At 68.3% G+C, this 14,018-nt stretch carries 13 protein-coding genes and 1 pseudogene; 5 read left to right on the top strand and 9 right to left on the bottom strand.

Features of this window, described 5'->3' with window-relative positions; genetic code table 11:
• Positions 1 to 148: 148 nt before the first annotated feature.
• Positions 149 to 375 (bottom strand): annotated as a pseudogene (locus AC069T_RS21240) (IS5/IS1182 family transposase); the annotation flags it as partial.
• 848 nt (positions 376 to 1,223) lie between these two features.
• On the opposite strand from AC069T_RS21240, the gene AC069T_RS21235 reads away from it, so the two are divergent.
• Both AC069T_RS21235 and AC069T_RS21230 read left to right on the top strand, forming a co-directional pair.
• A protein-coding gene (locus AC069T_RS21235) for an IS5 family transposase (protein WP_478784232.1) occupies positions 1,224 to 2,032 on the top strand; the annotation gives its coding sequence in 2 pieces (ribosomal slippage) (positions 1,224 to 1,571 and positions 1,574 to 2,032; 807 coding nt in all).
• Between the two features lie 371 nt (positions 2,033 to 2,403).
• Positions 2,404 to 2,973, top strand: coding sequence for a dihydrofolate reductase family protein (locus AC069T_RS21230; protein WP_478784231.1), 570 nt, complete (start codon positions 2,404 to 2,406; stop codon positions 2,971 to 2,973).
• 374 nt (positions 2,974 to 3,347) lie between these two features.
• On the opposite strand, the gene AC069T_RS21225 is transcribed toward AC069T_RS21230, so the two are convergent.
• From AC069T_RS21225 to AC069T_RS21205, 5 genes are all read right to left on the bottom strand, one after another.
• On the bottom strand, positions 3,348 to 3,524 hold the full coding sequence (locus AC069T_RS21225) for a hypothetical protein (RefSeq protein ID WP_478784230.1): 177 nt from the start codon (positions 3,522 to 3,524) through the stop codon (positions 3,348 to 3,350).
• Positions 3,521 to 3,862, bottom strand: coding sequence for a diguanylate cyclase domain-containing protein (locus tag AC069T_RS21220; RefSeq protein ID WP_478784229.1), 342 nt, complete (start codon positions 3,860 to 3,862; stop codon positions 3,521 to 3,523). Before AC069T_RS21220 ends, AC069T_RS21225 begins: the two co-directional genes overlap by 4 nt.
• Before the next feature lie 561 nt (positions 3,863 to 4,423).
• The gene (locus AC069T_RS21215; RefSeq protein ID WP_478784228.1) at positions 4,424 to 5,005 is read right to left on the bottom strand and encodes a nuclear transport factor 2 family protein; all 582 of its coding nucleotides are present in this window, start codon (positions 5,003 to 5,005) and stop codon (positions 4,424 to 4,426) included.
• A 191-nt stretch (positions 5,006 to 5,196) separates the two neighbouring features.
• Entirely contained in the window at positions 5,197 to 6,624 is a 1,428-nt protein-coding gene (locus tag AC069T_RS21210; RefSeq protein WP_478784227.1) for an amidohydrolase family protein, read from the bottom strand.
• A gap of 34 nt (positions 6,625 to 6,658) precedes the next feature.
• The gene (locus AC069T_RS21205) at positions 6,659 to 7,618 is read right to left on the bottom strand and encodes an amidohydrolase family protein (RefSeq protein ID WP_478784226.1); all 960 of its coding nucleotides are present in this window, start codon (positions 7,616 to 7,618) and stop codon (positions 6,659 to 6,661) included.
• A 60-nt stretch (positions 7,619 to 7,678) separates the two neighbouring features.
• On the opposite strand from AC069T_RS21205, the gene AC069T_RS21200 reads away from it, so the two are divergent.
• Entirely contained in the window at positions 7,679 to 8,533 is an 855-nt protein-coding gene (locus AC069T_RS21200; protein ID WP_478784225.1) for an IclR family transcriptional regulator, read from the top strand.
• Positions 8,534 to 8,640: 107 nt separating this feature from the next.
• On the opposite strand, the gene AC069T_RS21195 is transcribed toward AC069T_RS21200, so the two are convergent.
• Positions 8,641 to 9,210 (bottom strand): flavin reductase family protein, encoded by a 570-nt coding sequence (locus tag AC069T_RS21195; RefSeq protein ID WP_478784224.1) that lies wholly within the window; start codon positions 9,208 to 9,210, stop codon positions 8,641 to 8,643.
• Positions 9,211 to 9,519: 309 nt separating this feature from the next.
• On the opposite strand from AC069T_RS21195, the gene AC069T_RS21190 reads away from it, so the two are divergent.
• Positions 9,520 to 10,728, top strand: a complete 1,209-nt coding sequence (locus tag AC069T_RS21190) for an acyl-CoA dehydrogenase family protein (protein ID WP_478784223.1) — start codon at positions 9,520 to 9,522, stop codon at positions 10,726 to 10,728.
• Positions 10,729 to 10,741: 13 nt separating this feature from the next.
• Here the strand turns inward: AC069T_RS21190 and AC069T_RS21185 are convergent, their stop codons facing one another.
• Positions 10,742 to 12,085: a PucR family transcriptional regulator gene (locus AC069T_RS21185; RefSeq protein ID WP_478784222.1), complete on the bottom strand. Its 1,344-nt coding sequence runs from the start codon at positions 12,083 to 12,085 to the stop codon at positions 10,742 to 10,744.
• Positions 12,086 to 12,258: 173 nt separating this feature from the next.
• On the bottom strand, positions 12,259 to 12,939 hold the full coding sequence (locus AC069T_RS21180; RefSeq protein WP_478784221.1) for a GntR family transcriptional regulator: 681 nt from the start codon (positions 12,937 to 12,939) through the stop codon (positions 12,259 to 12,261).
• Between the two features lie 116 nt (positions 12,940 to 13,055).
• Here AC069T_RS21180 and AC069T_RS21175 point away from each other — a divergent pair, with 116 nt between their 5' ends.
• A complete protein-coding gene (locus tag AC069T_RS21175) occupies positions 13,056 to 13,919 on the top strand; it encodes a fumarylacetoacetate hydrolase family protein (RefSeq protein ID WP_478784220.1) in 864 nt (287 codons plus the stop codon).
• Positions 13,920 to 14,018 lie beyond the last annotated feature (99 nt).

Below are 14,018 nucleotides of genomic sequence, written 5' to 3'. Positions count from 1 at the left end.
CCGCGATCTCCCACAGCCCGTCCGGAACAATCCAACTCCACGTACCCCGCCCCATAACCAAGCCCAACGACCCAGCTCCACATAGGACACGGTCTAAGAGATCTCCGAGTGGACTGGGCTGTGATCGCCCGAGGTACGGGCCACTTTTTTATCCGGCGAGGGTGAGGTTGCGTGGCCGGGCGATGCCGAGCATGGCGTGGTGGACGCCGTCGCCCTTGAGACGGCAGGCGCGGAGGATCTTCCATGCATTCATGCGGGCGAAGACGTGCTCGACGCAGGCCCGGCCTGCTTGTGGGATCGTATGTGCTCCCGCGTGCCTGCCTCACCGATGTCGACGGCACCACTACTTCCAGGGCGACGGCTGGGCACCATCATGACCAGCATGTGCCGGCACCCCACGCTCAAGACCCCGGCACCCTGCAGGACCGACGGGCTTCCTCGTCTCAGACGAGCAGGGCAGCGTCGTCTCGTGCTGCGGCGTTCACATCGGTACGGCCGTTGCTGAGCCCGACGTGGTCTACACGGTGATCCGCAGGACCGACGACACCGCAGCCATGCCTCTTGGCCAGCTCCTGAACGGGGCTGGCGAGAGTGCGGCCTGGAACTCGGATGTCAGTGGCCCCTGCGATGATCCCCCGTCATGGGGAGATACACGTTGGGAGACATGACCAGCGGCGTGACGCCCGCAACCACTCCGGCTGACAAGCACCACCCTGCCGACGATCAGGCGACAACGCCGCCCTCAGAGGTGGGCAACGTTCCTGCCTCGCACAGGGTGAGTGGATCGTGAGCGCGTCGAAGGCGAGCTCCATGCGAGCCGACGCACTGTTCCGAGCGCGCGTGGCCGACCTGGGTGGCGAGGTCCTCGAACCCGAGTAGCTCGGCACCCGGAAACCTCACCGGGTGAGATGCGGGGCGGGACACGAGCACGCGACCTATCCGACCAATGTCCTGGCCGGCAAGGGCCTCTGCCGCACCTGCGCCCACCAGGGGCGTTCCCAGGAGGCCGAGGCAGCTTTCCGGGAACGGGTGGCTGAACTGGGCGGAATCGTGCTTGAGGAGGGCTGGCTTGGCAACCACGAGCCTCACCGTGCCCGTTGTGTCAATGGGCACGAATGCGCACCGCGACCGGCCCACGTACAGCAGCGCGAAGGAATCTGCTCCACGTGCGCCAGAAACAATAGGACGTCGTTTCCTTTGGTGCAGGATGTCGTTGGGTTGGTATGACGAGTCTTGCTGAGCATCTGGTCTCGGATGAGTTGTGGGAGTTGTTTCGGCGGGTGGTGCCGGAGACGGTGGTGGTGCGTCCGCAGGGCGGGGGCCGTAGGCGGGCCGGGGATCGTGAATGCCTGACCGCGATCGTGTTCGTGGCCACGTCGGGGTGCTCTTGGCGGCAGTTGCCGCCGGTGTTCGGGCCGGCCTGGCCCACCGTCTACCGACGTTTCGCGCGGTGGAGTCAGGAGCGTGTGTGGGCCCGTCTGCACCGCGTCATTCTCGACGAGCTCGGTGCCCAGGGAACCTTGGACTGGTCCCGATTCGCTGTTGACTCCGTCAGCGTCCGCGCTCTCAAAGGGGGCAGCTGACCGGACCGAATCCGACCGACCGCGGCAAGTTGGGATCAAAGATCCACCTCGTCGTCGATCGTGCCGGCCTGCCCGTCTCTGTCGCCATCTCGGCCGCCAACACCCATGACAGCCTGGCCCTCCAACCGCTGGTCATGGGGATCCCGCCCGTCCGCAGCCCTCGCGGACCACGGCGCCGCAGGCCGGTGAAACTCCACGGGGACAAGGGCTACGACTATCCCTCCCTACGCCGATGGCTCCGCGAGCGGAACGTCATTCCTCGCATCGCCCGCCGCGGCGTGGAGAACTCACAACGGCTGGGCCAACACCGCTGGGTGGTCGAGCGCACCATGTCCTGGCTCGGTGGATGCCGCCGACTTCACCGACGCTACGAACGCAAGCCCGAACACTTCCTGGCCTTCACCGCCATCGCCACCAGCCTCATCAACCACCGTCGACTCACCAAGTGAAACGACGTCTTATGCGCGGGCTCCCCGTAGTGGGAGCGCATCGGCGTGGCTGCTCGCACAGCGCGCAGGGGCGGTCCTGCCAGCGGTCGAAGTGCTGGCTGTCGCGCCAGTCAAGGACCGGGCCGGGAGCCGCTACCAGGCCTGGCTCGGACAACGACTTCTTGCGAGGGCGGCCGATCACGGCCGGAAGCCCGGCAGCTGCTGAAAGACCTGCACCAGCAGATCTAGTGCCGCGTCAGGCAACGTTTGCGACGTTGGTCGTTGACCTGAGCCGGCGGCAGGTGACGCGGCACCGATGAGAAATGGCGCCGGCAGTCGTCTGAATACGGTCCGGTGAAAACGCGCTGCGCGCATCAAGGGAGAGCAACGAGATGAGACCACTTCGATACTCGATCAACGTCACGCTCGACGGCTGCTGCCATCACGAGGCAGGGCTCCCCCCGGACGAGGAGTTGATGCGCTACTGGACCGCTGAGATGGAGCGAGCCGGTGCCCTGCTATTCGGCCGGGTAACCTACGAGATGATGGAGTCGGCGTGGCGGAAGCCGGCCACGGGCACGTGGCCTGACTGGATGGATGAGTGGCAGATCCCGTTCGCCGAGACCATCGATCGGGCGAAGAAGTACGTCGTGTCGAGCACGCTGAGCGGGGTCGATTGGAATGCCGACCTGGTGCGAGGCGACTTGGGGCAAGCGGTTCAGCGGCTCAAGCAGGAGTCAGGCGAGGGTCTGTGGGTGGGTGGCGTGACGCTCCCCCTGGCGTTGGCAGATCTGGGACTGATCGACGAGTACGAGTTCCTTGTTCAGCCGGTCCTTGCCGGACACGGGCCGACGTTGCTCGCCGGTCTGCGCGAGCGCATCCAGCTCGAACTCGTGGACTGCCATGAGTTCCGGTCGGGGGCGGTAGCCCTGCGATACCGGCCCACGCGAGTTACAGCTTGACGTGCTTTGTCCTGGCGCGTTGGCCGCTGCCTCGCGACGGAACGACGGCTCGGGGTCGCGTTGCCCCGCGCTGGCCGTGCCCCCGAACGGCGGACATATCGACGGGGAACATCGCCCCGAGGTGCCGGGAGCGGACAGGGCAAACGTTGCCTGACGTGGCACTAGAGACGACCTCCAGGTCACAACCTGCCCGCGCGGGAACAGGCAGAGGCAGCTCCTGGACGTCGTCGAGCACCAGGTGCCAGGCGCCCGGATGGGCCCACTCCGAGCAGGCGGAGCGCCCTCGGTCCTGGTGGCAGTCGGTGATCCGGGCGACGGCAACCACCGCGCCCGTGACCAGCCTGCGGCCGCAGATCGTGCGGCCGATCAGTGGATTACGGGGGGGCGGGCTGATCGATGTTCTTGCTGGTGTGGAGCTGCACCCAGCCAGTCCGCCACCGGGCTGGCCGGTTTTCCACGGTCTTGGCGCCGGCGAGGACGCAGCCCGCGTACGGCAGCCGGATGCTGATGCCGCGGATCCAGTCACCCTGCGGGAGGGTCACCGTGCTCATGCTGCTCGCCCCCAAACGGCCGTTCCCGGCCTGCCCGCGCGCCGGCCGTTGACGGACGGCGTGACGGCGTGTGCGGCGGTCGCAAGGACGGCGCGTCCCGAGTGCTTGCCGTCGTACAGGGCGGCGTCGGCGGCCCGATGTAGCACGGTCAGGTCGCGGGAGCCGACCGCGTGCGGGGTCGCGGCGCCGACCGAGGCGGCGACGTCGACGGTGCGGCCGTCCTCGAGGACGACGGGGGTGTGCAGCATGGGGACCAGCTGCGCGAGGTGCTGCTCCAGGTGGTCGGTGTGCAGCGCCAGGATGACGGCGAATTCTTCTCTGAACAGCGTTGAGATCACGGTGCTGCAGCGGAAAGCGGCGGGCTATGTCCTTGTCGTCCCTGGTCGTCCAGGCAGATGTCTATGATGGCGCGGGCGTCCTCATAGAAGGACACGCTGCGCGGGAACAGGGGCTGTTCGTAGGCGGTGAGGGTTGCTTCGGCGCCCCCGGGGTGGGCGATGATGGCCGGGTTCGTCACCGAGGTTGCAAGAGCTGCCCGACTGGCGAGCGAAAGGGGCCGCGGCACACCCCCCGGTCGGTGAACCTGGTGCTGACCACGTGCGCGATGTTGGTGGCTGTTATCAACAGAAGGGCGGCGTCGATCAAGCCGCCGATCTGCTGGCAGGTGTTGAACTTATGGCGGAAGCGACGCAGCCGTCGCGGGTGGTTAGGCGCATCGCGGGCATGAAGGCCGTACCCATGGCCCAGGCGCATGAGGCACAGGCCCGCCAGCAGCACCGTCGCGTAGGAGCTGTGGACCTTGGCTGGCTGCCCCGCCTACGACTACAAGGTGCGTACAGTTCCGTGAGGCATGGGCGTCCCTCACCGCGCATGCGCGAAAAACTGGGGCGCAGGCAGCTTCAGCCTCGCAGCCAACGCAGTGTGTCGGCATAGAAGGCCGCAGTGCGTTCAGGCTGGTCGTCTCCGAGAAGGTTGGCATTCACCTCGTATCCGCGTCGGGCCAGGTGCCAGCTGAGGATCGCGTACGGCACTCGGTACGGTGCTAGCTCCGCCGGAGGAATGGTGACCTGTTGTCCGGGGATGGCGGGGGTGAGGGTGTCGCGTTCGTAGATGCACTCCAGTGCGCTGATGCGCCAGTGGTTGTCGCGGCGTTCGAGGCGGTAGATGATCCGCGTGTAGGAGGCGAGGTCGGCGGTGGCGCCGTTGATGTCGGTCCGTACCTCGATGCCCGCGGGCATTTCCACGAAAGCGCGGTCGCCGACGATCTGGACGGTGGGCGGGGACAGGCGGTGGACGCTGGCGTCCCCGCGGCCGGACATTGCTTCGGATGCGTCCACGAAGCCCGGCCCGCTGCCCTGGAACCAGCTGAGGGCCACGGTGGAGTCGGCCCAGAAGCAGGCCCTCATCTGGTCCCACCAGCCGCGGTCGCGCCCCTGGCGCTCCAGCAGCACTGTCTGGGAAATGATGTCGATGTCCGTCATGCAGTTCTCATTTCGTGGAGGGTTGCTGCGCGCGGCCGGCTGAGCTGAGGCGGAAGCGCTTCGGCGCAGGCGCGCGCGGGTTCTGTTCCGCTCGCCCGCGGACGTAGGCCCGGCGTAGCGGTGAGACGAAGCGGCAGTGGTCCGGACCTTCAGTGGCATCCGGGCTGGAGTTGGCTGTCTGCCGGCACGGATCAGTCGATGGACCGGGCCGCCGCGATCTGGTCCTTCATGATCGTCAGGTCGTGTTCGGAATAGTGAGTGCCGGCGCGGACCACGCCGACGATGCGGTGCAGGTTTGCCGCGTCGTCGAGTGGGTTGGCGCCGAGGAGGACGAGGTCTGCGTTCTTGCCGACCTCGACGGTGCCCATGTGGTCCGTGGTGCCGAGGAACTCGGCGGCGAACAGTGTGAGCATCTGCAGCAGCCGCAGGGCAGGGATCTGGGCCTCGGCGGCCAGGTCGATCTCGTCGTGGAGTGCGGCACCCGGGATGACCCAGATGGCTCCGGAGGAGTCGGTGCCGAGGAGCATCTTGACGCCTGCGGCATCAAAGATCCTGGCCATGTCGTATTCGTACCGGTGGGAGGCGGCGAGGGTGGCACGCTGCTCGGGAGAGAACCGTTTGCGGTATGTCGTGACCGTTTTCTTCCAGGTCTTGAGTGTGGCGCGGGAGATGTAGCGAAGGTCGGGGTCGGCGGCGAAGGCGGGATCGTCGCAGAGCTTGCTGGTCTTCTGCCGGATCAGTGTGGGCACATGCCAGGTGCCGTCCGCCGCGAAGCGTTCGGCGAGCTCGTGCGTACGTCCTTCGTCGTAGGTACGTACCGCATGGTCAACGAGCGCGATGTCTTCGGGCTTGTTCAGGTTGACGGGGTTGATCACCACTTGCTTGGAGATGGCGTCGACCACCTTGTCCATGAACGGCAGCTTGACGTTCGGCAGGCTGAGCCGTTGTCGTGCCCCGGCGGCCTGCTGGATCTCGTGTTCGTCGGTGGAGCAGCAGGCCAGTACGCCGATCCCGGAGCCGAAGTGCTCGATGGATTTGATGCCGATACGTGAGGCCCGCAGGACGTCGATGCCTCCCGGGAGGTGGCCGACGATCGGGACGCCGAGCCGGAGTGCCTCGGCTTGCGCGTCGAAGAAGCGTTCTTTGGTCATTGCAGCCGACTTCACGAAGTCCGCACCGGCCTCTATCTGCGCGCGGACCGTGACGGCGGTCTGTTCGGCTGTGGTGGTGTTCATCGTCGTCAGGAGCGGGCCGGGCATCGCGAGCAGGGCCGGTGAGGCTTGGGGGAACTTCAGGGTGCCCGAAGCGCGGGCGTGCAGCAGGTCGAGGTCGCCGGACATCTGGCGGTAGCCGGTGATGCCGTGAGCGAGCATGAGCTGCAGTGTGGCCGCCAGGTTTCCGCCGCGGCCCAGCGGGTGGGCGTGCATGTCGTTGTAGCCCGGGACCAGGTAGCGGCCGCGAGCATCGACGGTGGTGGCGCCGTCCGGTGCGGTCAGGCCGCGTCCGACGGCGGTGATGGCGCCGTCCTGGATCAGCACGTCAATTTCGGGGTGGAGCGAGCCGTCGCGGGTGTCGATGACGGTCGCTGAGCTCAGGAGCAGTGGGGGGTGTGCGGGCACGGTGTTTCCCTTTCCTTGGGGCGGCGGGTGGTGGTCAACGGGCGTCTGCGGTGAACAGGCGGTGGGCGTTGCCGGTGGTCAGTGACCGCCAGGTTTCGGTCGCGGAGGGCTGCTCTGCGGAGTCGACGGATGCGATCTGTGCGAGCACCGCGTCGGCCGGGGTCCAGCAGTGGTCGCTGCCGTAGAGGAGGCGTTCGGTGCCGAACGCCGCGTCGAATGCTGGGATCTGGCGCGGGAACGGCGTGCCGGCCATGTCGTACCACAGGCGCCCGAGCTGCTCTCGGGCAGTCGCGGCGTTCGCGGGACCGTCGTCCACCAGGGTGCGGAACAGTTCCAGGCGGTCGGCCAGCAGCGGCAGCACGCCGCCGCCGTGGGTCAGCACCCAGCGGATGTGCGGATGGCGGGCGAGCACGCCGTGGAAGAGCAGATCGCTCGCGGTACGGGCGGTGTCGAAGAGGAACTCGAGCATCGGCCGTGGCCGGCCCAGGGAGATGTCCTCGGCGTGGGGCGGCGATGTGGGGTGGACGAAGACGACAGCACCTCGGCGGTCGAGCTCCGCCCACAGTGGCTCCAGGCTTGCATCGCCCAGGTAGAGGCCGTGATGGTTGCTCTCCACGGTCACTCCGTCGGAGCCGAGGGTGTCGAGCGCGTAGGCGGCCTCGGCGAGCGATCCCTCGACGTCGGGCAGCGGGAGGGAGGCGAAGTGGCCGAAGCGCTGCGGGTGCTCCGCGCGGACCCGGGCGCCGAACTCGTTGACCTCACGGGCCAGGGCGCGCGCCGCGGCGTCGTCGCCGAAATGCACCCCCGGGGAGGACACCGACAGGTAGGACTTCTCGATCCCCCCGCGCTCCATCAGCTCCAGATGCTTCTCGATGCTCCACGTGGGCCAGCCGGGCATCCCGTCGGGGTGCTCGATCCCCGCGGACCGCGCCGCTGCCACGTAGCCGTCGGTGACGAAGTGGGCGTGGACGTCGATGAGTCCGGTCGGTGCCATGAGAGGGCCTCCCTTGTCGTATTTCGGTACACCCGTCACCGTAGGAACGGTGGTCGTACGATGGCGCTGGTGATTCCGATGAATGAAACGCATGTTCCGGACGGCCACTCCTTGCCGCGCCGAGGAGGCAGACCTCCGGAGGGGCCGCCTGTGATCCGCCGGGCGTTTGCGCTGCTCAGCGCGTTCGACAATGACCATCGTGCGCAGACTCTCGGTGAACTCGCGCAGCGGAGCGGCATCCCCCGCAGCAGTACGTTGCGGCTGGCCCGCATGCTGATCGACGTGGGTGCGCTCGAACGCCTGGAGGACGGCCGTTTCACCGTGGGGCTGCGGCTGCTGGAGATCGCCTCCCTGGCACCGCGTGGTCACGGGCTGCGCTCCCTTGCGATGCCCTTCATGGAAGATCTTTTCCACGTCACCCGCCAGCACGTACTGCTCGCGGTGCGCGACCAGGGGGAAGCGCTGTTGATCGAGCGGCTTTCGGCGCTCGACGCGAGCGCGGTGCGCTACCGCGTCGGGGGCCGGCTTCCGCTGACCTCCACCGGCGTCGGGCTCGTGCTGCTCGCTTTCGCACCGTCCTCCGACCAGGAGCACGCCATCGGCGTCTATGAGCCTGCGCACGGGCCTGACGATGTCCGTTCCCCTGCCGATCTGCGCCGTCTGCTGGCAGAGATTCGGCGCGGTGATTACGCCTTCGGTCACCAGAGTCGGCCCTGGCCGCTGAGCACCGTGGCCGCACCGATACGGGACGAAAACGGTGTGGTGGCCGCGCTGTCGGTGGTGGCGCCCAGCCCCGGGTTTATGGATGCGGGCTATGGCCCGGCCGTACGGGCCACGGCCCGTGCGGTCTCGCGTCGGCTCGCCGAGGACGGTGGTCGGGCCGTGCCCTTTGACGGTGCGGGCATACGACGGTGAAGGCTCCGGACGGTTGCTGCACCGCGCCGTCGGATGTCTCCTGCCACCGGTCTCGGCGTGTCGGTCGCCGTCGTGCCTGAGCACCGGTGCGGTGTGCGGCCTGGGGATTAGATGTCCCACCAGTCGAAGGAATGGGTGGGCACATGCATGCCGCAGGCGCGATCGAGGCGAACCAGCTGGCCGCGGTGGAAGACCAGGGGTTTGCGGGGCGTGCCGGGTGCGGCCAGCTGCCGCACCCGGCCCACCACCGCTACGTGGTCACCCGCGGGGAAACTGCCCTCGACGGCGCACTCGATCCAGGCCGCTGCTCCGCCGAGCCGCGGGGCCGCCTGGCCTGTCAGTTGCCAATCTCCGGTGGCGAACCGGTCGGCGGACCGGCCGGCGAAGGCCGCGCACACCTGTTGCTGGTCTTCGGCCAGCACGTTCACGCAGAAGTGCCCGGTGCTGATGATCGCCTCCGCGCTGGCTGACTGCCGTCCGCAGTAGAAGACCACGAGCGGCGGGTCGAGGGAGACGGAGGTGAAGCTGCCCACCGTCACTCCTACTGGGCCCTGCGGCGTCGTGGCGCTCACCACGCACACCGAGGTCGGCACATGACCCAGTACCCGGCGGATCACCGCGGGGTCGGCCGTAGCGCTGGCGGGCAGGTCTGGTGCGGCAAGGGCAGAGGTGGACACAGCGATCTCCAGGGAAGTGGGAGTCGGGCCGTGCGCCGCGTGCGATCGCTCGCGGCGTCGGCGGCGCGGGTTTCCTCTCAGTGAATCCACGGTTACCTCCGCATGGCATTGGGCCGGACGCTCAACTCAGGCGCGCGGTCCTGGGCCCCGGGCCCAAATGACCACCGAACTGGTCCCGCAGCCCAACCGGCCGGACGAAGTCTGCGGCCCCGGACACACGACAGCGGTGCGGCCCAGGCGTGGAATGCCGGTAGCGGCACCTTGCCACGTGAGGTGCGCCACATGAGCCGTGAAACTCCGGAGGACCCCATGACCACGACGGCAACCGCTCCGCAGACGAACACCGCGTCCGCCGGGGCGCTGAAGGAGAGTGCGGCGGCACTGGTGCCCCTGCTGCGCGAGAACGCAGCCCGCACCGAAGCGGACCGGAAGGTGGCCGAGGAGAATATCGCTGCCCTGTCCGAGGCGGGGCTGTTCCGGCTGGCCGTGCCGCAGCGTCTGGGCGGCCACGAGGCCGGCATCAGGACTTTCCTGGAGATCACCTCCGAGCTTGCCCGCGGGTGCGGGTCGACGGCCTGGGTGACCACGCTGATCAACGTCTGCAACTGGATGGTCGGCCTCTACCCCGAGCGGGCCCAGCAGGAGGTATGGGGCGAGAATCCCGACGCACGGGTGTGCGGCGTGCTCGCCCCCAGCGCCACCACCCGGGCCGTGGAGGGCGGGCTGGTCGTCACGGGCCGCTGGGGCTTCGCCTCGGGCAGCCTGCACTCGCAGTGGGCGTGCCTGGGCGTCCCCGTCGTGGACGCATCAGGACAGCAGATCGACCAGGGCTCCGCTCTCATCCCGATGGCCGAACTGACGGTCGAGGACACCTGGTACGTGGCCGGTATGCGGGGCACGGGCAGCAACACCCTCGTCGCCGACGAGGTCTTCGTGCCCGCGCACCGCATCCTGTCCGTGACCCAGGGCGTAGAGGGCGTGTATCCCACCGAGCATAAGGGCGAGGCCCTGTACCGCTCCGCGCTGGTTCCGGTACTTGCGCTGGTGCTGGCGGGACCGCAGGTGGGACTGGCTCAGGCCGGGATGGACGTGGTGAGCGCCTCCCTCGCCAAGGGCAGGGGTATCTCCTACACCTTCTACGAGCGGGCCAGTGAGGCCCCCTCGACGCAGATCCAGATGGCCGAGGCGGCCCAGTTGATCGACACCGCCCGCCTGCATCTGATGCGGGCCGCGGAGGACATCGACACCTGGGCGGCCCGGGATGAGTACATGCCGTTCGAGACGCGGGCGAGGGTGCGGATGGACACCGGCTACGTGGCCCGCCGCTCCCGTGAAGCGCTGGATCTGCTGCTGAGCATCCAGGGCGCCGGCAGCTTCGCCGAGGCCAACCCGCTGCAGCGGATCTGGCGGGACCAGGAGACGGGCAGCCGGCACGCGGTGATCAACCCGGCCATCGCCGGGGAACTGTACGGGCGGGCGCTGCTGGGCATCGAAGAGCAGGTCACTCCGCTGATCTGAGAGACCCGATCTGTCACGGACGTTGGTAAGGATCGTCATGCGCGCCGTCTTTTTCCGGTCGGAGTACTGCAGGGCCCAGCGTCTGCGCGGCCTCCAGGGCCGTCATCAGCTCGGGCAATCGGGCGGTGAGATCGTGCCCGAGCAGTTCCTGAGCGCGCTTGACCCGGTAGGTGATGGTGTTGCGCGCCACGTGCAGCTGTCCGGCAGCGGTCGTCAGGCTGCGCTCGTTGCGCAAGTACAAATGCAGCGTCCGGCGCAACTGGTCCGCGTGCCGGTCATCCGCCGCCAGTGCCCCCAGCTCGTCGCTCACGAAGCGGCGCAGGGCGGGCAGGTCGGCCGAGAGCAGGGCCGCCAGATCGACATCCGGGTAATCGACGACCTGGCCCGTCCCGCCGGGGTTGAGCTGCATGACCCGGGCTGTGTTCTGGGCGTCCTGATGCGACTGGCGGAAGCCTGGCAGTCCTTCGCGTACCGAGCCGCAGGCGAAGCGGACGTCGTCCGGGTTCAGCGATGGGTCCGATGGGTTGGCCGGGGGCGTGGCGTGCAGTTCTCCCCACGCCCATACGGTGGTCCGGCCGGTGGGGATGACCAGGGTCGACGTGCAGGAGCGCCTGTGCAGCAGCTCGGTCGCCGCACGCTGCAGATCGGTGGTGGCGTCCGCGGCTGGGTTGTCGCACCAGGCGATGACGGCGAGATGGCGGCCCTCCAGCCGGTAGGCGAGAAGTTTCTTCGCGGCTTCCTGCCGTACCGGTCTGTCCTCGAGGATCGAGCGGACGGTCTCCTCGCGGGCTGCTGCGCCGCTGGTGAGCCAGCGGTCGTGCTCGTCCAGGTACTCGGCCGTCATCCGCGAGGAGAACGCGTCGACGAAGCCGAAGAGCAGCTCGGAGACGCGGCGGAGCTGTTCCGCGTGCTCGGACGGCGGGGTGAGTTCCTGGCACTGCCCCATCAGGGCCTTGGTCAGGGCTGCGTGGGCGACGCGGATTCCGCGCAGCACCTTGTCCAGGCCGAGGCGCCTACGTGCGAATTCGCGGTCTCCCAGCAAGGATTCCTCGGGAATGGCCTGGTCGACGGCAGGGTCGGCAAGCAGGAGCAGCGCGTACAACGTCGCGGCTTCGGTGCCCATCCGGAGGGTTTCGTAGGGCGCCGGGCCGCCTCCCAGTTCGGGAACCTCGTGGGTGATGACACGGGCCAGCTCGTCGCCGACGGCGACAGCCCAGGCGACGGGCTGGGGGCCGAGGCGGTTCGTCGCTGCGGTGATGCTGTGCGCCGAGCTGGCGGGAGTACGCGGTGCGTCCCCACAGTCGGGAGCGATCCCATAAATCCAGTCATTGGGGCCGGGTGTGTGGTGAGCCGTCATGACGCCGTCCTTGCCGTCGTGAGAGCAGCATGCGCTGCCGTGTCTCGCTGGCCGTCATCGGACCATCCCCGTGAACGACGCCGGCGGAAGCGCCACTGCGCGTCCCGGTCGGCTGCCGTCCAACAGGGCTGGGGTTGGTCGGCCGGTGTCGGCGTCGTCGTCGCCCTGCCGGGCTACGCCACCTCGGCGGTGTCGTCCTCGATCACGGCTCGCAGGGCCTGGGAGGTGCGGTCAATGTGCCGGGCGAGGAGTCCGGCCGCCGCGTCGGCGTCCCTGCGCAGCACCGCGTCGAGCAGTTCACGGTGCTCGGCCGCCACGTCGCGCTCGGTGTCGTGACCCACGGGTCGCGACCAGCGCCGGTACAGCGTGGCCGCATCCCTCAGGCTGAGAGCGGCGGCCAGCAGACGCCCGTTGCCGCACGCGTCGAGCAGCTTGCTGTGGAAGTGCTCGTGGACGGTGAACCACTCGCTGTTCAGGGTGCCGTCCGGTCGCACCGCGGTAACGCCGGCCAGGTGATGGTGGGCGGCGACCACGTCCGCCTCCCACCTGAGGCTGCCGCGTTCTATCGCCCGTCGCAGTACCAGGGTCTCGATCTCGATCCGGGCTTCGGTGAGTTCGTTCAGGTCCTCCAGGGACACCGTGACCACCCGGAAACCCTGCTGGGGGGCGGCGTGGACGAGGCCCTGCTCCGACAGGCGGGTGAGGGCTTCCCGCACGACCGACTGGCTGACCGAGAAGCGCTGGGCCAACTCCACCAGACGCAGCCGCTGCCCGGGCCGAAGCACTCCTTGGAAGATGTCCTCGCGGATCAGCGCGTAGACGACGCCGCCTCTAGTTGCCTTCTCACCAGCCATGACCAACCACCGTAACAGCAGAACGACAACTTCAATAATTATCGTTAATTTCTTGCTTTAACGAAATTCTGGGTGAAGGCTGCGCGGCAGACACCCGCAACGGCATGGAGGACCTCATGCGCCTGGCAAACATCGACGGACGACTGGCCATCAAGGGCCCGCAGGGCTACCTCGACGCCGCAGAGGCGAGTGGGGGACGTTTCGGTCCCGATGCGCAGAGCGCGCTGGCCGACTGGGAGGCGTTCTCCTCCTGGGCGCGCACGTTCCTGACGTCTCCGGACGCAGCGGAGGCCCCGAAGGTCGGCACGGACGCCGGCGCGGTGTGGGGGCCGCCCGTTCCCCGGCCCGCCCAGATCTTCGCGGTCGGTCTGAACTACCGGGACCACATCGCGGAGTCGAAGCTGGACGTGCCGTCCGAACCGGCTGTCTTCACCAAGTTCGTCACGTCCCTGACCGGCCACGACTCGGCCGTCACTCTCCCCGACGGGCTGGTCGACTGGGAGGCCGAGCTCGTCGCCGTCATCGGCCGCCACTGTCACCGGGCGACCCGGGAGACCGCCTGGTCGTACGTGGCCGGGCTGACCGTGGGACAGGACCTCTCCGAACGGCGACTGCAGCTGACCGGGCCGGCCCCGCAGTTCTCCCTCGGCAAGTCCTACCCGGGCTTCGCACCGGTCGGCCCGGAGCTCGTCAGCACCGATGAATTCGACGACCCCGACGACCTGGAGCTGGGCTGTCGGCTCGAAGGCGGCGAGATCCTGCAGAAGAGCCGTACCTCCGAGATGGTTTTCGACGTCCCCGAGCTCATCACCCGCCTGTCGGCCGTGTGCCCCCTGCTGCCGGGCGACCTGATCTTCACCGGCACGCCGGCCGGTGTCGGCGGTGCCCGCACCCCGCAGCAGTTCCTGGCTCCGGGGGACGTGCTGGTCACCTGGATCGAAGGCATCGCCACCCTGCGCACCTCGATGATCGCCCCCTGAAACCCCGAAGGGACTCGCACGCCGGTCAACCGCAAGGGTTTCCGCCACCGCCCAGACCGGCTCCCGCCCCGCTTATTCGTCGAATCGAAAGAGCCGCAA

The organism is Streptomyces sp. NPDC043867, assembly GCF_056435845.1.
This window is presented reverse-complemented; position numbering and strand designations above follow the sequence as displayed.